Raw genomic sequence first — 26295 nt, 5'->3', positions numbered from 1 at the left:
TACATACAACCGCTATTATTATAAAGTTGTGATTTGCTTTCGTTCTTTGCAAAACTGATATTTACAACAACATATTTCTAACTGTTTGCTCTTTTGCTAAGTTGTGATTTGCTTTCGTTCTTTGCAAAACTGATATTTACAACAACATCAACAAAAAGCATAATCGTTTCAAATTAGTTGTGATTTGCTTTCGTTCTTTGCAAAACTGATATTTACAACAACATTATCTTCTATTTTGCCGGACGCCCCGTCTGTTGTGATTTGCTTTCGTTCTTTGCAAAACTGATATTTACAACAACCATACGCTACGGGTCGAACAGGGTCAAATAGTTGTGATTTGCTTTCGTTCTTTGCAAAACTGATATTTACAACAACCAAACTCACCTAAAAAATGAAACACACCGAGTTGTGATTTGCTTTCGTTCTTTGCAAAACTGATATTTACAACAACAGAGCAGCATTATATAGTAAGCGGGGATGTGTTGTGATTTGCTTTCGTTCTTTGCAAAACTGATATTTACAACAACATTACATCGTGTGAGGTCGCATCTGTAATAGTTGTGATTTGCTTTCGTTCTTTGCAAAACTGATATTTACAACAACAATCATTAGTAAAAACGTCCTGTATTTTATGTTGTGATTTGCTTTCGTTCTTTGCAAAACTGATATTTACAACAACACGCTGGTATTAAAATACCCATCACCAGCAGTTGTGATTTGCTTTCGTTCTTTGCAAAACTGATATTTACAACAACACAAGTACATACAACCGCTATTATTATAAAGTTGTGATTTGCTTTCGTTCTTTGCAAAACTGATATTTACAACAACTCCCCATAGTATTTCCCTATCCTCTTCGCTGTTGTGATTTGCTTTCGTTCTTTGCAAAACTGATATTTACAACAACTATTGTAAGGGTTTCTTTTTTTGTTTGCAGTTGTGATTTGCTTTCGTTCTTTGCAAAACTGATATTTACAACAACCTAATCCAGTTGCGGTTACATTTAATCGCAGTTGTGATTTGCTTTCGTTCTTTGCAAAACTGATATTTACAACAACCTAATCCAGTTGCGGTTACATTTAATCGCAGTTGTGATTTGCTTTCGTTCTTTGCAAAACTGATATTTACAACAACTTCTCAAATATAATTTCGCCCTGCTTAGCGTTGTGATTTGCTTTCGTTCTTTGCAAAACTGATATTTACAACAACAAGATGAAATTTTTTGAACGTGGCATATCAGTTGTGATTTGCTTTCGTTCTTTGCAAAACTGATATTTACAACAACTATTAATAAATTTGGTACTTAGTTAAATTGGTTGTGATTTGCTTTCGTTCTTTGCAAAACTGATATTTACAACAACTTTAAAACCGATAGGTTCTGCTAATCTTGTGTTGTGATTTGCTTTCGTTCTTTGCAAAACTGATATTTACAACAACCCTACACACAACAGTACCAAGCGAAGATTCGTTGTGATTTGCTTTCGTTCTTTGCAAAACTGATATTTACAACAACTACAGATCTGTTGAGCGTATTTATTTTCAAGTTGTGATTTGCTTTCGTTCTTTGCAAAACTGATATTTACAACAACTGAAATCTCTGTTTCCGTTTTTTGTTCAGAGTTGTGATTTGCTTTCGTTCTTTGCAAAACTGATATTTACAACAACCATCGCTATCATCAGGCACAAGGCTAATGGGTTGTGATTTGCTTTCGTTCTTTGCAAAACTGATATTTACAACAACAAAGCACGAAAAATGAGCAACAAAGGAATGGTTGTGATTTGCTTTCGTTCTTTGCAAAACTGATATTTACAACAACTGATAAAAACTACCAACACGGTAAAGTTTGTTGTGATTTGCTTTCGTTCTTTGCAAAACTGATATTTACAACAACTTTAACTTGAATATTTGATGAATTACCAATGTTGTGATTTGCTTTCGTTCTTTGCAAAACTGATATTTACAACAACGATACCTTTTTTATTAGTATTAATTAAATTGTTGTGATTTGCTTTCGTTCTTTGCAAAACTGATATTTACAACAACCAATTGGTGGTGGTTCTGGAGGTAGTTCAGTTGTGATTTGCTTTCGTTCTTTGCAAAACTGATATTTACAACAACGGAACAAAAGCAACAGCACAACGGCAATTGTTGTGATTTGCTTTCGTTCTTTGCAAAACTGATATTTACAACAACTCTAACGTAATGTGTACATACTTCTTAGGAGTTGTGATTTGCTTTCGTTCTTTGCAAAACTGATATTTACAACAACATTAAGTTCAGAAGAATACAGGTATTGTAAGTTGTGATTTGCTTTCGTTCTTTGCAAAACTGATATTTACAACAACTTTACCCTCTTTGTTAGTAATAACCCCGTTGTTGTGATTTGCTTTCGTTCTTTGCAAAACTGATATTTACAACAACAAAATACAGTCAATTCTTTCAATGTCGTTTGTTGTGATTTGCTTTCGTTCTTTGCAAAACTGATATTTACAACAACCCGATCAGAAACGATATTGAAGCCCATTAGTTGTGATTTGCTTTCGTTCTTTGCAAAACTGATATTTACAACAACTTTTTACTGATGTGAAAATGCTCATAGTCTGTTGTGATTTGCTTTCGTTCTTTGCAAAACTGATATTTACAACAACGCTGCCATCGGTTAAGGGTTTAATTCAATTGTTGTGATTTGCTTTCGTTCTTTGCAAAACTGATATTTACAACAACCAACCCCAGCAGTAGGCACATAATTACCCAGTTGTGATTTGCTTTCGTTCTTTGCAAAACTGATATTTACAACAACAACAAGGTCTCCCATATTCAGAGATAACTTGTTGTGATTTGCTTTCGTTCTTTGCAAAACTGATATTTACAACAACCAAACCCGTAAATTCTTGCTGGTGTTGTGTGTTGTGATTTGCTTTCGTTCTTTGCAAAACTGATATTTACAACAACGCTAAAGAAATGATAGATATAATGTTAAGTGTTGTGATTTGCTTTCGTTCTTTGCAAAACTGATATTTACAACAACGAATTCGTAAAGGATAAATTCATAACACTTGTTGTGATTTGCTTTCGTTCTTTGCAAAACTGATATTTACAACAACAAGAAGTTTCTCACTCTGTCACCTGCTCTTGTTGTGATTTGCTTTCGTTCTTTGCAAAACTGATATTTACAACAACCAAAGCGCTAAAAAATGATGTTAGCGGATAGTTGTGATTTGCTTTCGTTCTTTGCAAAACTGATATTTACAACAACGCAAGTAAAAACAATACCCTCGCCAACCCGTTGTGATTTGCTTTCGTTCTTTGCAAAACTGATATTTACAACAACTATCAACTGTCCAGCCATTACCTAACATTCGTTGTGATTTGCTTTCGTTCTTTGCAAAACTGATATTTACAACAACAAATTAAAATAAATGTTGCAATATTTTGCAGTTGTGATTTGCTTTCGTTCTTTGCAAAACTGATATTTACAACAACGTTAGTAGGTCTAACGGTTGCGATGGTGGTGTTGTGATTTGCTTTCGTTCTTTGCAAAACTGATATTTACAACAACAGTTGGTTAGGTTTAGGTTCAGCAGCTTATGTTGTGATTTGCTTTCGTTCTTTGCAAAACTGATATTTACAACAACAGGCAATTTGCAGGTATTATAAAGTTTTTAGTTGTGATTTGCTTTCGTTCTTTGCAAAACTGATATTTACAACAACATCGTTTACTTCTTGCGAGCAATCAACATCGTTGTGATTTGCTTTCGTTCTTTGCAAAACTGATATTTACAACAACTACAAAATTGGATGAATTTCGTCATAAAGTGTTGTGATTTGCTTTCGTTCTTTGCAAAACTGATATTTACAACAACATCAGCACAATAGCTCAAAAGCAATGCCAAGTTGTGATTTGCTTTCGTTCTTTGCAAAACTGATATTTACAACAACAATTGGGGGTTTTCTGCGTTATTCATCATTGTTGTGATTTGCTTTCGTTCTTTGCAAAACTGATATTTACAACAACTTAGAATCAAAAACAAAACCTAAGCCAACTGTTGTGATTTGCTTTCGTTCTTTGCAAAACTGATATTTACAACAACTCGAGAGAAAGAGTGTTGACATTAGAACAAGTTGTGATTTGCTTTCGTTCTTTGCAAAACTGATATTTACAACAACTAATTTATTTGTCAATAGGTCTAGCGACAGGTTGTGATTTGCTTTCGTTCTTTGCAAAACTGATATTTACAACAACTTAAGTTCAGAAGAATACAGGTATTGTAAGTTGTGATTTGCTTTCGTTCTTTGCAAAACTGATATTTACAACAACTACGTGAGCTGGAGCAGTCTTAGCCTTGCAGTTGTGATTTGCTTTCGTTCTTTGCAAAACTGATATTTACAACAACACAACCAAACCTATGATATTTTTCCTTATAGTTGTGATTTGCTTTCGTTCTTTGCAAAACTGATATTTACAACAACTATCAACTGTCCAGCCATTACCTAACATTCGTTGTGATTTGCTTTCGTTCTTTGCAAAACTGATATTTACAACAACCTTTTATGGTTGTTGTTCCGCCTGAATAGTGTTGTGATTTGCTTTCGTTCTTTGCAAAACTGATATTTACAACAACAACCCAACCGCAATCCGATGACTGTCTTAAGTTGTGATTTGCTTTCGTTCTTTGCAAAACTGATATTTACAACAACAAAGCCTTCCAGCATTTCTGCATCTTTCTTGTTGTGATTTGCTTTCGTTCTTTGCAAAACTGATATTTACAACAACAGTAGTAGTGTCAAAATACAATAGTACATCGTTGTGATTTGCTTTCGTTCTTTGCAAAACTGATATTTACAACAACATTTTTATAAACCTTAAGCATATTAAAAGAGTTGTGATTTGCTTTCGTTCTTTGCAAAACTGATATTTACAACAACCATACGCTACGGGTCGAACAGGGTCAAATAGTTGTGATTTGCTTTCGTTCTTTGCAAAACTGATATTTACAACAACATAAGTGGTCGTTTAAAACATCGCCATTCCGTTGTGATTTGCTTTCGTTCTTTGCAAAACTGATATTTACAACAACATCGGTGGCTTAGTGAGCCTTTTTAAATTAGTTGTGATTTGCTTTCGTTCTTTGCAAAACTGATATTTACAACAACTTAAATCTAGTCATTACCCATTCTTTAGTGTTGTGATTTGCTTTCGTTCTTTGCAAAACTGATATTTACAACAACGGTAACAGTCACAGGTTATGTTCGATTAAAGTTGTGATTTGCTTTCGTTCTTTGCAAAACTGATATTTACAACAACAAACATAGTTCCGCCTGACACATCTAGTTTGTTGTGATTTGCTTTCGTTCTTTGCAAAACTGATATTTACAACAACGATATAATGTTAAGTTATATCATGGTTACCGTTGTGATTTGCTTTCGTTCTTTGCAAAACTGATATTTACAACAACTCTTAACTCAAAATACATTCGCATCATAAGGTTGTGATTTGCTTTCGTTCTTTGCAAAACTGATATTTACAACAACTTTAGTTGCTAATTTAAAACACAAAAACATGTTGTGATTTGCTTTCGTTCTTTGCAAAACTGATATTTACAACAACCGATCCAAGGAAAATCACTAGCGGACAATAGTTGTGATTTGCTTTCGTTCTTTGCAAAACTGATATTTACAACAACGGATTAGTATAGGCATATTGTTCTTGTGTTGTTGTGATTTGCTTTCGTTCTTTGCAAAACTGATATTTACAACAACTTGATGCAAATCAATAAGAGCTTCAAGTGTGTTGTGATTTGCTTTCGTTCTTTGCAAAACTGATATTTACAACAACGAGCGTATTTAAAAAGAATTTTCCTAAATAGTTGTGATTTGCTTTCGTTCTTTGCAAAACTGATATTTACAACAACAGCTGTATTTGGTTTAAATATTACTCCAGAGTTGTGATTTGCTTTCGTTCTTTGCAAAACTGATATTTACAACAACAGTTGAGGATTGAGCAGATAATACACCGGAGTTGTGATTTGCTTTCGTTCTTTGCAAAACTGATATTTACAACAACTATCATTTAATAATACATCGCTATCTCCCTGTTGTGATTTGCTTTCGTTCTTTGCAAAACTGATATTTACAACAACCTCAGGGCAAAACCATTTATACATCAATTCGTTGTGATTTGCTTTCGTTCTTTGCAAAACTGATATTTACAACAACTTACACCATGTAAAGTCGCATCTGTAATATGTTGTGATTTGCTTTCGTTCTTTGCAAAACTGATATTTACAACAACGGAAGCCTTGTAAAGTTTGCCATTCCGCATGTTGTGATTTGCTTTCGTTCTTTGCAAAACTGATATTTACAACAACATTTTGAAGGCTTGTAAAACTTCCGCTTTGTTGTGATTTGCTTTCGTTCTTTGCAAAACTGATATTTACAACAACAACTCTTTACCACTACCAATGGCTTTGTCTGTTGTGATTTGCTTTCGTTCTTTGCAAAACTGATATTTACAACAACTTCATTACGAAGCGGTCAGGTAGCCTTGCTGTTGTGATTTGCTTTCGTTCTTTGCAAAACTGATATTTACAACAACCAAAGCGCTAAAAAATGATGTTAGCGGATAGTTGTGATTTGCTTTCGTTCTTTGCAAAACTGATATTTACAACAACGAAGCCTTATTTCTTCGAGAATAAAACTTGGTTGTGATTTGCTTTCGTTCTTTGCAAAACTGATATTTACAACAACCTCGTGAGGTAACTGGGTCTTCGGTAAACCGTTGTGATTTGCTTTCGTTCTTTGCAAAACTGATATTTACAACAACACTTTGTCGCTTTGTAATCCTTTTACTTCAGTTGTGATTTGCTTTCGTTCTTTGCAAAACTGATATTTACAACAACAAAAGCCGAAACAACAGGAAGCACTTTCCAGTTGTGATTTGCTTTCGTTCTTTGCAAAACTGATATTTACAACAACGTGTAAAGTAACTTTACACGAAAAAACACCGTTGTGATTTGCTTTCGTTCTTTGCAAAACTGATATTTACAACAACAACTACCACAATTTATACTCACGTTAGTAAGTTGTGATTTGCTTTCGTTCTTTGCAAAACTGATATTTACAACAACACGGAAAGCGCAAGCCACGTATTCGTTTGTGTTGTGATTTGCTTTCGTTCTTTGCAAAACTGATATTTACAACAACAACCAATTGAATTATATGATTGGATTTTTGTTGTGATTTGCTTTCGTTCTTTGCAAAACTGATATTTACAACAACAGTTAAAGCTTCCTCGTTGGTTAAGCCTTTGTTGTGATTTGCTTTCGTTCTTTGCAAAACTGATATTTACAACAACAAGATTGCTTAATACTGTAGATGGCAAATTGTTGTGATTTGCTTTCGTTCTTTGCAAAACTGATATTTACAACAACAAATGATATTGTTTATTTATACGGTACATTGTTGTGATTTGCTTTCGTTCTTTGCAAAACTGATATTTACAACAACGCCTCGTATTATTTACTCTCAATCATTCTAGTTGTGATTTGCTTTCGTTCTTTGCAAAACTGATATTTACAACAACTCTTTCCCGTCATACTCTGGCCAGTCATTAGTTGTGATTTGCTTTCGTTCTTTGCAAAACTGATATTTACAACAACAAACTGCAGTGCATAAAGATGCTGGAGATTGTTGTGATTTGCTTTCGTTCTTTGCAAAACTGATATTTACAACAACACAAATACGAATTGGAAAATATCAGTTGATGTTGTGATTTGCTTTCGTTCTTTGCAAAACTGATATTTACAACAACAGTAGGTGATGAAGGTACTTGTTTGGAGCCGTTGTGATTTGCTTTCGTTCTTTGCAAAACTGATATTTACAACAACGAATACTCGAAAAGCAAATTACAATAACGGGTTGTGATTTGCTTTCGTTCTTTGCAAAACTGATATTTACAACAACATGTTTGTTTTTTGATATTGCTATAAATTGGTTGTGATTTGCTTTCGTTCTTTGCAAAACTGATATTTACAACAACAATAGAGTTTTAGTAAGCAGACCGAAACCAGTTGTGATTTGCTTTCGTTCTTTGCAAAACTGATATTTACAACAACATATAAACATAAACCAAAGGTAAATATAAGTTGTGATTTGCTTTCGTTCTTTGCAAAACTGATATTTACAACAACTTATTTACCTGATGCAGCTGCTGCAAACTTGTTGTGATTTGCTTTCGTTCTTTGCAAAACTGATATTTACAACAACTCTCTAATGTGTGAGGTAATGCGCATTTCTGTTGTGATTTGCTTTCGTTCTTTGCAAAACTGATATTTACAACAACGGGTTAACGTTGATAGAGCCAGTAATATCCGTTGTGATTTGCTTTCGTTCTTTGCAAAACTGATATTTACAACAACTAAATAAGATTTTGTTAAGCCCCAAACCTAGTTGTGATTTGCTTTCGTTCTTTGCAAAACTGATATTTACAACAACAAGTTTCCAGAACAAATGTGAGCAGAAGTTGTTGTGATTTGCTTTCGTTCTTTGCAAAACTGATATTTACAACAACGATTAATGTAAAAGAGCAAAGCGTAATTACGTTGTGATTTGCTTTCGTTCTTTGCAAAACTGATATTTACAACAACATTTATGAATAAAATCAGCCATGTAAATATGTTGTGATTTGCTTTCGTTCTTTGCAAAACTGATATTTACAACAACTATTGGGTTTTATGGAACAATACCGAAACAGTTGTGATTTGCTTTCGTTCTTTGCAAAACTGATATTTACAACAACTTGGTTTCTGTGGTTGCACAACCTGTTTCTCGTTGTGATTTGCTTTCGTTCTTTGCAAAACTGATATTTACAACAACAAATACAAAACTTTAAATTAAGATAAAATGTTGTGATTTGCTTTCGTTCTTTGCAAAACTGATATTTACAACAACTTAAACTCATATTTGAGAGTAGAGCTATTCGTTGTGATTTGCTTTCGTTCTTTGCAAAACTGATATTTACAACAACTAATTGAAAATAATTTTATGAAACTTTCTGGTTGTGATTTGCTTTCGTTCTTTGCAAAACTGATATTTACAACAACCTTTTTTAAATCCATTAGGAAACAATTAGTGTTGTGATTTGCTTTCGTTCTTTGCAAAACTGATATTTACAACAACGTTTTTATTTCTATATAGTTTTGTTGTATCGTTGTGATTTGCTTTCGTTCTTTGCAAAACTGATATTTACAACAACAGATTGATAAGCTTTACGGAGATAAAATAAGTTGTGATTTGCTTTCGTTCTTTGCAAAACTGATATTTACAACAACATTCTCTTGCAAGGTCTTTTTGAACGCTCCGTTGTGATTTGCTTTCGTTCTTTGCAAAACTGATATTTACAACAACACTTTAAGGCAATCAATAAATGCAAGCCCAGTTGTGATTTGCTTTCGTTCTTTGCAAAACTGATATTTACAACAACGAATGATATTTTTAACGATAATGTTTCTTTGTTGTGATTTGCTTTCGTTCTTTGCAAAACTGATATTTACAACAACAGCTTTTCGTGTGGGTAAATAGTGCCAGTTGTTGTGATTTGCTTTCGTTCTTTGCAAAACTGATATTTACAACAACTAAATAGAATTAACGAACGTTCAGAGCAATGTTGTGATTTGCTTTCGTTCTTTGCAAAACTGATATTTACAACAACGATTAATGTAAAAGAGCAAAGCGTAATTACGTTGTGATTTGCTTTCGTTCTTTGCAAAACTGATATTTACAACAACAGTTTAGTAGCTTATATGAAAAGAGAAAGGGTTGTGATTTGCTTTCGTTCTTTGCAAAACTGATATTTACAACAACCTTTTTCTACTGGAGGTAGAGCGCTTGTTGTTGTGATTTGCTTTCGTTCTTTGCAAAACTGATATTTACAACAACAAAAGCATTGTCGCCAGCTTCTCCAATTTGGTTGTGATTTGCTTTCGTTCTTTGCAAAACTGATATTTACAACAACTAGTAGCTATTTGTGGCTAGCTCCTACAAAGTTGTGATTTGCTTTCGTTCTTTGCAAAACTGATATTTACAACAACATTGCTGATTAAACCAGAAGAAGCGGAGAAGTTGTGATTTGCTTTCGTTCTTTGCAAAACTGATATTTACAACAACAGAAAACGTTTTAATAATAGATAAAGTTCAGTTGTGATTTGCTTTCGTTCTTTGCAAAACTGATATTTACAACAACCGTTATGAAGTGCCGAATGTGTCGCTGTTTGTTGTGATTTGCTTTCGTTCTTTGCAAAACTGATATTTACAACAACCTCATGGGATTGGCTAATGCCTATTGTAGAGTTGTGATTTGCTTTCGTTCTTTGCAAAACTGATATTTACAACAACAATATTATATCTTTGTCGAAACAGAAATTTGTTGTGATTTGCTTTCGTTCTTTGCAAAACTGATATTTACAACAACGGAACGTTGGCAGGTAGAGGACAAATGAGCGTTGTGATTTGCTTTCGTTCTTTGCAAAACTGATATTTACAACAACACCTATTTGAAATACCATTACCAGTAAATAGTTGTGATTTGCTTTCGTTCTTTGCAAAACTGATATTTACAACAACTTCAGATTAGAAAATGATATAGTTATTGGAGTTGTGATTTGCTTTCGTTCTTTGCAAAACTGATATTTACAACAACAGCTTTTCGTGTGGGTAAATAGTGCCAGTTGTTGTGATTTGCTTTCGTTCTTTGCAAAACTGATATTTACAACAACCATTGCCTATAACGTTAAAACGCTTGGCGAGTTGTGATTTGCTTTCGTTCTTTGCAAAACTGATATTTACAACAACGCGGTGGTGGTAGTAGTGGTAGTGGCGGTGTTGTGATTTGCTTTCGTTCTTTGCAAAACTGATATTTACAACAACCGTAATCGTTCAAAGTTGCCTAATGATGAAGTTGTGATTTGCTTTCGTTCTTTGCAAAACTGATATTTACAACAACTTTGCATTGTCGTAATCATTCACTAAGCCTGTTGTGATTTGCTTTCGTTCTTTGCAAAACTGATATTTACAACAACTTTTGTTGACTAGCTAGTTACATTTTTTATGTTGTGATTTGCTTTCGTTCTTTGCAAAACTGATATTTACAACAACTATGAACTAAACATATCCGACCACGAATTGTTGTGATTTGCTTTCGTTCTTTGCAAAACTGATATTTACAACAACATTGCACCAGTACCTCAAGATTTGCCAATTGTTGTGATTTGCTTTCGTTCTTTGCAAAACTGATATTTACAACAACATAGGTCTGTTTATTTATCTGTTAGTCAGTTTGTTGTATCTAAAATTAGAATTAAAAAAATCGAGGTGTATTTAACTCCTCGATTTTTATTCTAATGAAAATTAAAACCTAGTTTTACAAAACTCTAAAATAACTCTAGCTGTTGCGGTGTATTGGGCAGTTCTTTTTCTTTTTTTCCGTAAAACAATTCCATCATTCCAAATTGTTTGTCGGTAACGGTCATAATTCCAATATGCCCTTTTTCTGGGAGTAGTTTTTTTACTCGCTTAATGTGTACATCGGCATTTTCTCGGCTACTGCAATGCCTTAAATAAATAGAGAACTGAAACATCGCAAAGCCATCACGTAATATTTCTTTACGAAACTTACTAGCGATGCTTCGTTCTTTTTTGGTTTCCGTAGGGAGGTCGAAAAATACTAATACCCACAAAATTCTATATTCATTAAGGCGCATATTTAAAAAGGCAATGGCTCATCATCAATTGTTTTGGGCTTGCTCAATTTTATTTCTTCTTCAGCAGCAATATTTATATCATTTTCGGTTTTGTAAAGTTTTACTTTTTTGGCTTCAAAATCTTTAAGTACCGGATAATTGATTTTTCTTAGAGTTCCCTCATAACATTTAGCTAATGATGCTGTAGTATATTGCACACCTACCATTAAAGGGCTTGTTCCTCGTTCAAAACTAACATCAACACTTGCAATGTTTAATAATTGGCTTTTTATAGCAGAAGATAGCTCTAAGAAGTTCTCACCATTGTCGATAATTTTCAAAACAATTTGATCTACAAAAGGCCGGTAAGGTTCCATCACATCATCTGCCAAGCAGTAGGCATTGTATTTATTTTTATGATGGATGCCTAAGGTAGGGATTAAGCCAGAAGAAACAATTCCGCGAGCCACAATAGCTCTTAAAATGGCATAGCCATAATTGAGGAGATTGTTAGGAGGGTCGCCATCTCGTCCTCTAAAAAAATCTAACTTTTTGGGGAATACGTTTTTCCAATAATAAGCTGCCGCTCTACCTTCATAATTATCAGGGTCGCCACTTTTTACCGATTTTGCCCAATGTAACATGTTATCGCATGCAATCCCTCTATTAAATAATACGGCTGCTTGGTTTAATATTTTAGCTTGAATGGTTTGTTGCCAAAGCTGTTTTTTTAAAGGTTGCGATGCTTCTATTTGGTATTTATATCTTTCGCTTTGGGTATGATGTCCATCAAGTGGAAGCAATAAGCCTACCGGATGATGGGTATGATTACAAGTAATTAAAGCTACATTATTGGCTAATAAAGCCGCCATACAGCCATGAGTGATGGTAATTTGTTGATGATCTAAAATCACAATTCCAATATCTTCTATAGGGATGTTTTTCTTACTTTCTTTTTCTCCTAAGCTTTTTAAATGAGGTAGGTCTATCTGTAATTGTTGATTTTTTAAACTCAGATAGGCAGGGTTACTGAAATAGAGCGTCCTTTTAATCATGTTTTAGGCGTTTAAAATATGCTCCTCTATTTTAGCATACTCCTTAAAATATTTGAGTTTTTCTAAATGGATTTGATGGTAGTTATTTTCCTCGCCAAATAGTTCGGTTATTAAAAGGGGGTAATTTTGATTAAAAGTGGAGTAAGATGTCCATTCCCAATCTAAAAGGTGACTTGTAAAACCATGTTTGATGGGATTTGTATGGATATAAATAATTAATTGATGGAGATAAGCTTCGTTATCGATTAATTTTCTTTTAAAATTCTTTAAAAATAAAGATCCTCTACGTTGATAAACTTTGTTAAACGATTGCGAATAGGAACTAAAAAAATTAGAAAACTGTTTAGATAATAAATTAGAAAATTTTAGTTGTCTTTCTTCGTTAGTTAGATTTTCCACAGTTTTAAACTTTGGAAAATCTTGTTTTAAAGCTACTTCATCTTTTATTTTAACCAGCAGATGGAAATGGTTAGGCATCAAACACCAAGCGATGGTTTTGGCTATGGGGTTGATATGCTGCTGATATTTCTGTAAGAAAAAAGGATAATTTTTAGCTTCCCGAAATAGGTTATCATCACCATTGGCGTGGTTGTAAATGTGGTAATATTGACCAGTTTCAAGCGCTTCCATTTTACTATTCTCCTATTTTTGTGATTTTACCTAAATGGTTAATTCGAACTTTGATAATGTTTTAAATGCTATTTATTACTTCTCTTGTCACTACAAAAAATTATTTTTTAGTAATTGGTAATTATGTAACGGTAAAGCACTAACCACAATTACTGCAATCATATTTTTGATAAAGTTGTAGTAGTTCATTTTAGAAAGGTTTTACTCATAATTTATAATTATTCTATTCTCTACTGATTAATTTAATATTGCCTAACCAATCTGTTTGAATTTTAATACAACTATCTTGTATTTTAAGATTCTTCTGACCAGCAAATTCTTTCTTTAGAATTATTTCTTTTACAAAATTTTCATTTACTTCCGTTTTAGTACTTGAATCAAAAGACCCAAATTCTTTATAATTCAATTCTTGTTTCGGGATACTTTTATCTTTATATAGTTCTTTCAAATTCTTTCTCTGCTCCTCTGTTAAATCTTTTGGAATACTAATCGGCATAGAATAATTATGAGGGATAAAAAAACAATCTTTTCCTGTAAACTTTACTACTTTATAAATCCTTTTACTAAACTTAGTTTTATTTTCATTTAAATAAATCCATTCCTTAAACTCATCTGTAGTGAAATTCAAAATAGGATCTTCAATTTCAGGTAGATATACCAAATCATTTTGTTGTAGGGTAAATAAAACCTTATCTGGCTTTTCCTTATGCTTTAGCCTATAATATTCTGCAATTTTGTTTCTGTAATTTGTATCATTTTCTTTCAATGATTCTTTAGCTATATCAGCAGAATCAAATAATGTTGCAATATCAAATACTCTTTTTCTATTCTTCTCCATTATTAAAAACAAATAATTATCTCCGGTAATCACTCCCTTCTTAATATTGTTTTCATAAAGCCTTTGTAAAGTACTTGTTGCCGTTTCTTTAGTGGTATACCAAACTTTAACTTTAAAAACTGGTGGTTTTAGTTCAGTTGGTTTTTTAGTTTGAAATCTATTTTCGTTAAAGGCTATCATTCCCTCTCCAGTAAAAGCTTCCTTAATTGATTCATATTTTTTTCTATGATTGTCAATTTCATTTTTTAATACCTCATCTAATATTTGGGGAATATCTTTAGCTCCTAGAGAGGAAAGTCCAATTGTTTTAGTATCTCTTACTTTGTTCGTCTTAGGATCTAATGATTTTCCATAATAAGTTTCTTGATGTAGAGATGCTCTTATTTTTAATTGTTTTTTGCCTGTTTCTTCATCAACTTTAATTCCTAACTTATCTTTTGGTTTATGAGAAATTATCATCTTCTCCAGCTGCTCTTTAGCCTGTATTACTATATCATCAAAAGGTTTTTCAAAATATCTTGAACTTTCTATTTTTTTTTGTATTTCTTCTCTTCTTGTTTTTTCCATGTTAAAAAATGCCTCAATGATACTTTCGTCTTCTTTTATTTGAATATTAAACTCGTCTTTTCGCTTAGTTAATTCATCCTGAAGATACTTATTGAGATTATTAAGTCTTTGAATATGACTTTGGTTAGTTAATGCTACTACTAAAGCATCAATTGAATGGTGGCGATGGTCAAAACGTTTACTCCAGTTTTTAATTTCATAAATATGTTTTTGTTTTTCTTTATCATAATACTTATTTATCCATTCGGTGTTTGGCATTCCTGTTTCTTTATTCAAATCCCATAATTCCATTTGCTTGAAACGGCTTTCTGTTAATTCCATAAAAAGCTTTTTCAATCCCCACCTACTTCTTAAAAAACTGGTTACTTCTCCTGTACTTGTTTTGACATTATCGCTACCAACGATTTTTGCCAATTCATTTTTAACAGCTACGGAAATATACTGTGTATCTTTTATTTGTCGTTCTACTGGATTTGTTGGTATTTTTTCCAGCAAAAGATTCTTTTTCTTTTTGCCATAAAATATACTTTCAATGTGGCTTAAGTAATTTTCTATTGTACAAATATCAAATGCTGAATTTTGTTGTGAAATATATTCCCACGCGGTTCTATTACTTTTTTCTTCATTGATGTTGGTTTCACAAACTACTTTATTAGAAACAGAATCATCAAAATATCTTGATTTTGGTACGATGTGGTCAATATCATAAAGACGATCTAGTGAGAATAATTTGGATAATGGAATCGGCTTTAGGGTATATGGAGAGATACATTTTTGCTCTTCCCATAGTCTTAATTTTTGTATTTCTTCTAGGGTAGGTTCTTTAGATTGTTTTGGGTATTCTTCTTTATTTTGGCGGCTCCAGATTTTGTATAATTCAATGTTGCCTTGTGTTGGATCTTGCTTCAATTCAATCAAACGTTTTTTGATTGTTTCATTAATTTTTTGATTATTGATTTGCCCTTTATAAATTTTCTCTCTCTCTACCGCACTATTTTTTAAATCTCTTGCCAATTCAATCCGTATTTCTAACTCTTCTGGATTAAAATTGTATTCTTTCCAAATAGCTTTTACCACTTGCATTGTTTCATTAGAAATTTGCTCAACAATTGAATTTCTTAAATTTCTATTTACATAGTTAATATCGTGATAATTGGTGATTTCTTTATTTATTGCGGCCTTTGTATGTTTTCCATAAACAAGAGATGCAGCAAGAGAGTACATTAACCCACCAGTTTGGAGTGCATTATAATTACTTTGTATAAAGTTTACGACATAATCTTCTAAATTTTCAAAAGGAAATTCTTCGGATACCTCACCCGTTTCAATAAGATGAAATTTTGCTTTTAAGGATTCGGAAATTTCAGTTGGATATAATTGCATTAAAGGTAGAATATTTAGAATAGCCTTTTCAGAGAGACTTGCATATTTTCTAGGAAACTTAACATTTTGAGCAAACTTTAATGCTAATTCTGTGGCAAGTAAGTCATTCATAAGTGGTTTTAAGACCTCCTTTATTGACGATACTTTTACGCTTTTTGGGTCATATTCATTACCATTATTAGCATTCTCAAAAATGGTGTTCCAAAGACTTATGATTATATCGTTATTAATTACAAAGTTTTCTCCTAATACTTTTTTAATTGAGATTAGAGTATCACAGCCCTTTAACTTTGCTTTTGAATTTAAACCATTCAAAAACTCTCCTTTCTCATCTTCTAATTGGATTATTTTTCTTACCTCTCCGTAACCTAATTGTTTTTGCACTTGAAGCCTACTGTATATTTCTTGCTTTTCTTCTTGTGTCAAAAATCTGTTGGTATACTGGAATACATTTTTCTTTTTCTTCTCATTATAGACTTCTTGCTTAGAAGTAATATACATCCTATTAATCTGATCCCAGCATCTGAACTCTTGAAATAAAGGATGGGAATTAGCTAAAACAGATTCATCTTTTTCAAACTGACATTTATTAATTAAGTCAGTTTGTGACTTCAAAGGTCGTTGATAATAAATAATTTGTTCTTTAATTATGTATTTCAAACCACCATCAATGGATTCTTTTCTTAGTTTAGTTTGTGTTTCACTATTGCCAGGGAATAAATAATTTGCTATTTTTTCTAACTTTTCTTTTGGACAATTATTTAAAAATTCGTTTTCTATAGCTTGTCTTTCCCAAATAGAATCAAATTCGGCTTCATACCTATGACGAAGAACAACTCTATTTCTAACTTTAGTCCATTTATTTTCTTTTAATATTTTAAGAACTTCTTGACTTACACTATTACCCGAATCTTTTATTCTTTCCTCGAAAGATTCCATTTGCTTTCTCCAATTTGTCCTTTGCGGCAAAGCAAGCTCATAGGTTGAATCACCTTTTTTTGGCCTTTTAATTCTAATTTCTAATTCTTCTTCTTTATCCTTCTTTTCTTCTAAATTTTGTAGTTTAGTCCAGCACTCAATTTCTATCCCATTTAAAACAATTGTTATATTGTATTTAAAAAAAGTTTCGCTTTTATTCTTGCCTCCTTTAAAAGTATCTTCTGATTTTTCAACACTTTTAATCAATACTTTTTCTTTAATCACTTCATAACTTTTCTTTTTACAGTTTTCTTCTCCATCGTCCTCTTCCTTACCTTTCTTTTTTGATTCATCTTCATTATTTCCACCAGCATAGCCACGTAGTTGATTAAAATTATACAATATTTTACCAAATTCCTTTAAACCAATTAAATTACTTATAGCATTTGCTTTAAGTTGGTAATGTTGTAAAGAATCTAATTGCATTGTTCCTTTTTTTATAGGTAACAATTCTAATGTTTGAATTTTATTTGCTTCCGGTAAACCATTTTTAAATTGAAATTGCTCAGGTAACATTCCTAATTCATTCAATACAAAGAGTAGTTTATTTCTACGAAGTTTATAACGTTTATTTAATTTTCGAATATTTCGCTTTTCTCTCCGTGAAGCATTTTTCGTAATTCCAACTCCTTTTTCATAATCTTGTTTGTCAGTACCCATTGGAATAATACGTGAGCCCATTCCAAGAATTTTCTTGTCATTTATGTTAACCAAAGCCCAACCAATACTATTCGTCCCTAAATCAAGTCCTAAAATTGTTTTCATAAATATAATATTTGAGAGTGTTTTTAATTCCGTTTAAAATAGTTTAATAATTGATCAATTATTTTTCTGAATCTCTTGAAAATAAAGGTAAATAGAAAATATATTTTAAGATTACGGTTTCCCGTATTTGTAATTAAAAAATAATATTTACATTTGAATACGAAAGCAAATCACAATAAGGATTATTCCGTTGTGAAAACATTTAAGGCGGGGCAACTCGCCTTCTTTTTTTTTTATACTTTTTTCGCCCAAACATTGTTAGCAATATTTGTTTTTTTATGAGAATCTCTGTTTTTTCTGGAAAATTCCAATCCTTCCACCAATAATTTCTCGCGTTAACGATAGCAACGACAGCGCCGCCAGCTGGCGGACTATAGTGAATAGCGTGTTAAAACGCCCAAATAAAGGATATAAACCTAATATTTAATTTAGTTCACCCAAACCCTTTTTAAACCCATTACCTTTTTTTCAAAATAATAATACGATAAATAGGCCAGCGTAAAAGATGCTATAAACACAATTGAGGAAGTGATTACTTTGGATGCAACACTGAGGTGGATGGTTTCAAAAATTAATTCTTCTAATGGCGGTTTCATAAAAACATACAATATCCAATGAAAAACGTAAAGACCATAAGCTATTTTGCCAATAAATTTTAGGGAACTGTTGTTTAATACTGTACTTAAGAAACTGATTTTTGGAGTGGCTAAAGCGTAAACTAAAATACAGCCAAAAAACAAGGCAAATGCTGTTAATCCAAATGTTGCGATATGTGGGTTGCTAAAGTGTAAATCTTGATTTATAACAATTGCAAACACAATATAAGCTAAAGAGCTATAAAAAATAAGGTGCGTAAACTTTTGTAATAATGAAATGTTATAGCGTACTAAATAAGCTAGCATTGCACCTATACTTAAAGCATCTAACCTTGATACTGTAGCTACATAATAACCAATATTATTTAATGAAAAAAAATAATACCTAAAACCTATGGCAATAATTATGAAAAGTAATAATATTCCTATAAGGCTTTTACGTGGCAAATATTTAACGATAAAGGGAAATAAAAAATAAAATTGTTCTTCAATTGCTAATGACCAAAAATGGTTTAAAGTGGCTTTACCATGCGGAAAAATTCCGTTAAAAGTGTACACCCAATTTTGTACATAAAACCAGTAAGACCATGATGTATAGCTAATAGTTTCTATATTGAAAAGTTGCTTAGGTAATAAAATAATAATAAGGACTAAATAATAAAGCGGGAAGATACGGAGGGTTCTTTTGATCCAAAAATTTCTGAAATAATGAGGTTCATCTCTGGTTTCTAATAAACTGCCGGTAATTAAAAAGCCCGAAAGAATAAAAAATAAATCGACACCGCACCAACCAAACATAAAATGAAAAGTATGGAAAAGAATAACCAGCAAAATGGCAATTCCTCTTAAACCATCTAAAGCTGGAATATAGGTTTTAGCATTCTGATAATTTATAGTTAAAGGAGGAAAAAAAAGCTGAAAGAGCTTGTTGTTGCTTTTTACCATTTGTTTTTAAAACTCAATTGTTATCGTATTTTAAGTTTAAAACGTAAAACTAATCATTTGCCTTACATGCTAAAATTTTTTATAAATTATAAAATTTAAACCTGCGTTAATCATGACAAACTTATTTTGCCAAATTAAAGTTTAACAGTAAAAAAATAACGTTTAAGAATAATGTTGTAAATGAAGAATTGGTTTTTAGCAGCTCAAAAAAATGATACATAATTGATTAATTTGTTTAAGCTATATTTTGTGATTTCAGTCACTTTTTGGAATTAGGAATATCATAATTAAATATTTACAAAGTAGGATATTTGCATTATGGCAACTCTAGTACAAGAACAATGTTTTCACTGTGGTGATATTTGTATTTCTAAACCGCTGCAAAAAGACGAAAGGAGTTTTTGCTGTGCTGGTTGTTTAAACGTTTACAGTATTTTATCTGTTGGTAGCTTAAAAAATTACTATAAATTAAATCCTCACCCTGGGGCAACTCAAAATAAAGACAACAATAATTTCGCTTTTTTAAACGTTGCAGAAATTGCCGCTAAACTCATCAACTATCAAGATAAAGACAAAACAATTATCACTTTTTATATCCCAAGCATCCATTGCAGTTCTTGTATATGGTTGTTAGAGAACTTGCATACGCTTAATCATGGAGTTTTTGAAAGCCGGGTAGATTTTTTAAAAAAGCAGGTTTATATTCAATTTAATCAACAACATACCACGTTACAAGAGGTTGCGCAATTATTGGCAAGCATTGGATACGAGCCCTTAATTAGCTTGCAAGATGTGGTAAATGATAGTACCCAAAAGAAAGATAATTTAATGCCTAAAATTGCCGTGGCAGGTTTTTGCTTTGGAAATGTGATGTTATTTAGTTTTCCGGCGTATTTTGGTATTTCTGTTGGCGATGCGCATTACGGTAGGTTTTTTAGTTTATTGGGTTTATTGTTTTGTATTCCGGCGGCTGCATACGCTGGTATAGATTATTTTAAAAGGGCTTTTTATTCTTTAAAACAAGGTGTTTTAAATATAGATTTCCCTTTGGCTTTAGGTATTGCAGTTTTGTTTTTAAGAACCCTTTCCGATTATGTTTTTGATTTAGGAGAAGGTTTTGCCGATAGTTTAACTGGTTTGGTTTTCTTTTTACTGATTGGCAAATTTGTACAACAAAAAACTTATCACCACCTTTCTTTTGAGCGTGATTACCGTTCGTTTTTTCCGGTAGCGGTTGATGTAATTGCCGAGGATGGTAAAATTAGTCCGATTGCTTTAGAACATATTAAAGAAGGGGATAGAATTGTGGTTAAAAACCAAGAAATAATTCCGGCTGATGCCATGCTATTAAATGGCAATGCTTTAATAGATTTTAGTTTTGTTACTGGCGAAGCTAAACCTGTAGCAAAGGTTTTGGGAGAAATTATTTATGCTGGTGGTAGGCAAACGGCAGGAGCGTTAGAGTTAGAGGTAATAAAACCGGTTTCACAAAGTTACTTAACTGGTTTGTGGAATAACGAAAGTTTTCAAAAAGCAAACCCTAATAAAACCAAAACTTTTGTAAATAAAGTAAGCCATTATTTTAGTGTGGTTTTACTCACATTAGCCACACTTACATTTTTGTTTTGGTTACCTTTTAGTTGGCAAACTGGTTTAAATGCCTTTACAGCGATATTGATTGTAGCTTGCCCATGCGCATTGGCTTTAAGCACTCCTTTTACCATGAGTGCTGCTTTAAGTATTTTTGATAAAAATAAGTTTTACCTAAAAAACACCGACGTGGTAGAACATTTAGCGGCTATTGATACCATAGTTTTTGATAAAACAGGTACAGTAACTTTGGCACAAGATAATTCGGTTGAATTTATTGGACAAATGGATTTACAACAACAACTGATGGTTTTTAGTGTTTGTAAAAACTCATCGCATCCGTTAAGCAGGCAAATTTGTGAATTTATTAAAGTTAGCAATCCTTTAGCCGTTACCGATTTTAAAGAAATAGCTGGTGAGGGAATTACTGGTTTTTGTAATGGTATAGAGGTTAAAATAGGGAAGGCAAATTATGTTACAGGTAAGGATGTGAAAGTGGGTAATTTTCCTCAGGTTCATATCCAAATTAATAACCAATACCTGGGATATTATAAAGTTAACCAAAAGCTACGTCCGCAACTGGGCAGTTTAATGGAAAATTTAGGCAAGCAATACAGCACTTACCTCATTTCTGGCGATGGTAACCAAGATGGTATTTTACTTAAAAATTATTTTAAAAATGAGAGCCATTTATTGTTTAAGCAAAGTCCGCAAAACAAGCTTGATTTTATAGCTAAACAGCAAAGCCAAAACGCAAAAGTTTTAATGATTGGTGATGGTTTAAACGATGCTGGTGCATTGCAACAAAGCGATGCCGGAATTGCAGTAACTGATAATATCAATAACTTTACACCAGGTAGTGATGCTATTTTGGATGGCAACACTTTTCATTTATTGCCTAATTTTTTAAATTTTGCAAAAGGTGCGGTAAAAATAATTCATCTTTCTTTTTGTATCTCCGTTTGTTACAATATTCTTGGAATTAGCTTTGCAATACAGGGTAAGTTATCGCCATTAATTGCTGCTATTTTAATGCCTTTAAGTACGGTTACTATCATTATATTTACAAGTATTGGCACTCATTATCAAGCCAAAAAACACCATTTAAAATCATGAGTATTATATTTTTTTTAATAGCCTGTAGCGTAGTTTTAGCACTCCTGTTTTTAGGCGCTTTTTTTTGGGCGCATCATAGCGGTCAAAATAAAGATTTATATACCCCTTCTGTAAGGATGTTGTTTGATGATGATTGTGTTGAAGATGGGAGTGAGGTGGAGAGGAAGGATTGATTATTGAGATTGTTGATAAAATCCTCTTTATTGAATTAAATAATGGCATTTACAAAAGGTTTAGGTTTTATTAAAATCTTCCCGCTCATTGCCGCGGGGGTTAGTTGCTTTTTTCCAGTAGCTGAAAAAAGTAACCAAAAAAAGCCACCGCTGCGCCGATTGCTACAAAGGTTTTGCTTTAACTGCTCCATCACTACAGCAATCACCAAGGCGGAATTTATCGGTAAATAAAGTTTGTGCTAAAGCCTGAAATGAGAAGATTTCTTTGTGAAATAATAACCTAATCAGGTTAATGATAACTCTATTTTTAAGAATTTAGGTTTTATTAAAATCTTCCCGCTCATTGCCGCGGGGGTTAGTTGCTTTTTTCCAGTAGCTGAAAAAAGTAACCAAAAAAAGCCACCGCTGCGCCGATTGCTACAAAGGTTTTGCTTTAACTGCTCCATCACTGCAGCAATCACCAAGGCGGAATTTATCGGTAATTAAAGTTTGTGCTAAAGCCTAAAATGAGAAGCTTTAAGCTTTTCGCCTTTAGCCTTCAGCTTTTTAGTCTATTTCCAAAATAACACTTGCAGCATTTCCCCCAAAACCTACGGCGTTAATCATTATTTTTTTGATGTTTTTGGTTTGTTTTTGTGGTGCTATATAAGGCGGAGCAATAAATTGATTGTGTTGTAACATCAATAAAGCCATTTCAATACTTAATGCACCAGATGCGCCAAAAGTATGTCCGGTTTTCCATTTGTTGCAGGTTAATAATGGGATACCAGTTTTAAATACAGCTTCAATGGCTCTCATCTCGGCAATATCTCCTAATAATGTTCCTGGCGAGTGTAGTATAATTACATCAACACTGTTTATATCGTGGTTTGTGAGTGCTTTTTGCATGGCTTTTTGCATACACTCAGCATTGGCAGATAGGGATGCTCCGTTTTTAATGCTTTCTACTCCGTAGCCAATTCCGGTTATTTTAGCCAAGGGTTTTTCTGCATTTGCACTCAATAAAAAGTTGGCAGCACCTTCACCTAAAATCATGCTACTTTGCGTCTTCCTTAAATCCATTGCTTTACAAGGATAGCTTTCTTCTATGCTAGAATATATTTTTAAGGCCTTCATTTGCGCTACTGTAAAAGGCGTTAAGGGCGCTTCAGACCCGCCAGCTAAAAAGTGATTTGCATAACCAGATTTTAGCCAAACAAAAGCGTTAATGATGGCATGTAAGGCCGTACTACAAGTAATAGAATGCGAAATTGCTGGTCCGTTAGTGTTTAAATCTGTTGCTACCCAACTGGCAATGTTTCCTAAAGTTGTAGAAGGTGAAGCTTGAGCGTAAGTTTCATTTTGTATGCTACTTAAAAACTGCGAATGGTAATTTTCGAATAGGGTAGTGGCTCCTCTTGATGAACCAATGTTAATTCCTAAATCTGTATCAATTGGATGGTTACAATGTTTTACGGCTTCTCTTGCTGTAAATATTGCATATAAAACACTGGGGTCTAAATTTCTGTAAGCGTTTTTTTCTTCAATAATTTTATTAACGGCTAAATTACTTTGTTGGCTAAGTTTAGCCATCCATTCCTCTTTTCCATTTATATTTTGTTTGGTAAATAAATGATTGCTATTTAAGTAATTTTCCCAAATTAGTTTTTTATCAAAACCTAAAGCCGATATACTTCCCCATCCTGTAATACCTATTTCAATCGAATTCATCTTAAACCTGTTCAAATATTGTAAGAGGTTGCGAAGTTAGGTTTTTGTTTAAAAACTGAGGATGTTTTTTTTATTTTAATGGTACGTGGTTTAACCTTAGAGTTTATGAAGGTTAACCACAAAGAGTTCACAGAGTCGGATGGTGATGAATCTGCGTAAATCGGCGAAATCTGCGGGAGAAATAATTTAACCACAGAGCCCCCAGAGGTTGCAGAGCTGGGAAAACAGTTTTTTTCATTGTTCAAAAATTCCATCATTCACTCATTTAAAATTCTTTACCTCTCGAATTCATTAACTCACCACCAAATAAAGCTCATTCTCTCATCCACAATTCTATCCTTCTAAATTCACTAATTCTAGCTGTCGTTAAAGGCGCAGCGGAGAGTTTATTCAATTTGTTTCAAAGGCTTTTATGTGTTCGCTAATGCTCGGGTTGTTTCTTTTCCTCTGAAATTGCGAAGCACTCTTGAATGCCTAATTATAAAATCTGTTAAATATGAAAAAAGAAATAGCCTCACGCGGCAATGAGCGGAAAGATTTTGAAGACTCATACAGTTTTACTAAAAGTCATTTATTCCAATAAAATCAGGTTCCTCTTTGAGAGAACCTGATTGGACACAATAAATCAGATTTCCTAAAAAAAACCTGATTGAAAATCAAAACTATTTAAATCTTTCATAAAACGCTTTCTCCAAATTTTCTCTATGATCTGGATGTGCAATCTCAATTAAAGCTTTACCTCTTTGTTTTAAACTTTTACCAAATAAATTTACTTTGCCATACTCGGTAACCACCCAATGCACATGTCCTCTTGTTGTTACCACACCAGCACCTTCTTTTAAAAACGGAGTAATGCGAGAAATACCTTTACTTGTTACTGAGGGCAATGCTATAATTGGTTTTCCACCTGGCGATAAAGACGCCCCTCTAATAAAATCCATTTGCCCACCTATACCAGAGTATTGGAACGTTCCAATAGAATCTGCACAAACTTGCCCAGTTAAATCAATTTCTATGGCACTATTTATAGCAATAACTTGCGGATTTTGTCTGATAATTGAGGTATCGTTTACATAATTAATGTTCATCACCCTTATAGATGGATTGTCATCCACAAAATCATATAGCTTTTTAGTACCTACCATAAAAGATGTAACAGATTTACCTCTATTTAGCTTCTTATTAACATTGTTAATTACACCACTTTCAATTAAAGGAATCACTCCGTCAGAAAGCATTTCGGTATGTAAGCCTAAATTTTTATGATTTGCTAAATTCTTTAAAACCTGATCGGGAATACTACCTATACCCAATTGTAGCGTTGCACCATCATCAATTAAAGAGGTTACGTTTTTTCCAATTTCAGTAATAATATCATTTCCTTTTGTAGAATAATCAACTTCTGGTAAGGCACAATTTTGCCAAACCATGGCTTCAAATTTACTGCAATGTATAAATCCATCGCCATGCGTACGGGGCATATTTGGGTTAACTTGGGCTATTACTTTTTTTGCATTATCTAAGGCTGCTTTGGCAATATCAACAGAAGTACCTAAAGTACAATATCCATGTATATCAGGTTCTGATACTTGTAAAATGGCGACATCAATAGGCAAAAAATCATCGTTAAAAAGTAATGGTATTTCGCTTAAAAAAACCGGAACATAATCTCCATTTTGGCTATTAACAATCGCTCTCGAGTTTGCAGAAACAAATAAGGAATTAAAGAAAAAACTTTCTTTGTATTTAGGATCGTTAAAATTACTATCCCCCAAGGTGGTGATGCTTACTAATTCAACTTTTTTTAATTCTTTATAGCGGTTTTGCAAAGCTTGGATAATATGTGTTGGTGTTGCAGCGCTTCCATGTATAAAAACACGGTCGCCAGATTTTACCATTTTAACTGCTTCTCTTGCCGATATATAATTGAGGGATTCCATATAAACTATCTTTTTAATGTTATAAATAATGCAACAAATTTAACGTACTAAAACTTCTAAATATATGACTAACATCATCCAATATGTTAATGTTTAGCAAAAGCTAATTTATTTAATGATGCGTTCTAAAACTAAAAAGAGTAAGTTTTTAATGTGTTTTAGAGAATTAAAATTGATTGAAATATAGAAAGTGATAGAAATCACTTTTTCGTACTCTTCAAGTCATTCTATTGTCATGCAGTCAACTTTACTTTTGTAACAATAAAAATGCT

The 26295-nt window shown here is 32.7% G+C and carries 10 protein-coding genes and 1 CRISPR repeat array (1 of these 11 running past the window's edge); of the genes, 3 read left to right on the top strand and 7 right to left on the bottom strand.

Going from position 1 to position 26295, the window contains the following annotated elements; translation table 11 throughout:
• Nucleotides 1–11304: a CRISPR direct-repeat array (repeat unit 46 nt; unit sequence GTTGTGATTTGCTTTCGTTCTTTGCAAAACTGATATTTACAACAAC); it reaches 961 nt to the left of the window's first position.
• A 124-nt stretch (nucleotides 11305–11428) separates the two neighbouring features.
• From cas2 to ACFSSE_RS09610, 5 genes are all read right to left on the bottom strand, one after another.
• Nucleotides 11429–11758: a CRISPR-associated endonuclease Cas2 gene (gene cas2, locus ACFSSE_RS09630; RefSeq protein WP_379043757.1), complete on the bottom strand. Its 330-nt coding sequence runs from the start codon at nucleotides 11756–11758 to the stop codon at nucleotides 11429–11431.
• A gap of 2 nt (nucleotides 11759–11760) precedes the next feature.
• Nucleotides 11761–12792, bottom strand: a complete 1032-nt coding sequence (gene cas1, locus ACFSSE_RS09625; RefSeq protein ID WP_379043753.1) for a type II CRISPR-associated endonuclease Cas1 — start codon at nucleotides 12790–12792, stop codon at nucleotides 11761–11763.
• Nucleotides 12793–12795: 3 nt separating this feature from the next.
• Nucleotides 12796–13422: a transposase gene (locus ACFSSE_RS09620; RefSeq protein ID WP_379043750.1), complete on the bottom strand. Its 627-nt coding sequence runs from the start codon at nucleotides 13420–13422 to the stop codon at nucleotides 12796–12798.
• Nucleotides 13423–13645: 223 nt separating this feature from the next.
• Entirely contained in the window at nucleotides 13646–17953 is a 4308-nt protein-coding gene (gene cas9 / locus ACFSSE_RS09615) for a type II CRISPR RNA-guided endonuclease Cas9 (RefSeq protein WP_379043747.1), read from the bottom strand.
• 428 nt (nucleotides 17954–18381) lie between these two features.
• The gene (locus ACFSSE_RS09610; protein ID WP_379043745.1) at nucleotides 18382–19494 is read right to left on the bottom strand and encodes an acyltransferase family protein; all 1113 of its coding nucleotides are present in this window, start codon (nucleotides 19492–19494) and stop codon (nucleotides 18382–18384) included.
• 318 nt (nucleotides 19495–19812) lie between these two features.
• Here ACFSSE_RS09610 and ACFSSE_RS09605 point away from each other — a divergent pair, with 318 nt between their 5' ends.
• Genes ACFSSE_RS09605 through ACFSSE_RS09595 form a run of 3 tightly spaced genes read left to right on the top strand, consistent with a single transcriptional unit; the run spans nucleotide 19813 to nucleotide 22604 of the window.
• Nucleotides 19813–22200, top strand: a complete 2388-nt coding sequence (locus ACFSSE_RS09605) for a heavy metal translocating P-type ATPase (protein ID WP_379043742.1) — start codon at nucleotides 19813–19815, stop codon at nucleotides 22198–22200.
• A complete protein-coding gene (gene ccoS / locus ACFSSE_RS09600; RefSeq protein WP_379043739.1) occupies nucleotides 22197–22373 on the top strand; it encodes a cbb3-type cytochrome oxidase assembly protein CcoS in 177 nt (58 codons plus the stop codon). The genes ACFSSE_RS09605 and ccoS overlap by 4 nt, the downstream gene beginning before the upstream one ends.
• Before the next feature lie 42 nt (nucleotides 22374–22415).
• Nucleotides 22416–22604, top strand: coding sequence for a hypothetical protein (locus tag ACFSSE_RS09595; protein WP_379043736.1), 189 nt, complete (start codon nucleotides 22416–22418; stop codon nucleotides 22602–22604).
• A gap of 315 nt (nucleotides 22605–22919) precedes the next feature.
• On the opposite strand, the gene ACFSSE_RS09590 is transcribed toward ACFSSE_RS09595, so the two are convergent.
• A complete protein-coding gene (locus ACFSSE_RS09590) occupies nucleotides 22920–24083 on the bottom strand; it encodes a beta-ketoacyl synthase N-terminal-like domain-containing protein (protein WP_379043733.1) in 1164 nt (387 codons plus the stop codon).
• A gap of 662 nt (nucleotides 24084–24745) precedes the next feature.
• Nucleotides 24746–26023: an acetyl-CoA hydrolase/transferase family protein gene (locus ACFSSE_RS09585; RefSeq protein ID WP_379043730.1), complete on the bottom strand. Its 1278-nt coding sequence runs from the start codon at nucleotides 26021–26023 to the stop codon at nucleotides 24746–24748.
• Nucleotides 26024–26295: the final 272 nt, after the last annotated feature.

Source organism: Pedobacter alpinus, from assembly GCF_042684645.1.
Lineage (GTDB): Bacteria > Bacteroidota > Bacteroidia > Sphingobacteriales > Sphingobacteriaceae > Pseudopedobacter > Pseudopedobacter alpinus.
Note: the sequence above shows the minus strand (reverse complement) of the source record. Positions and strands in the feature narration are given on the sequence as shown.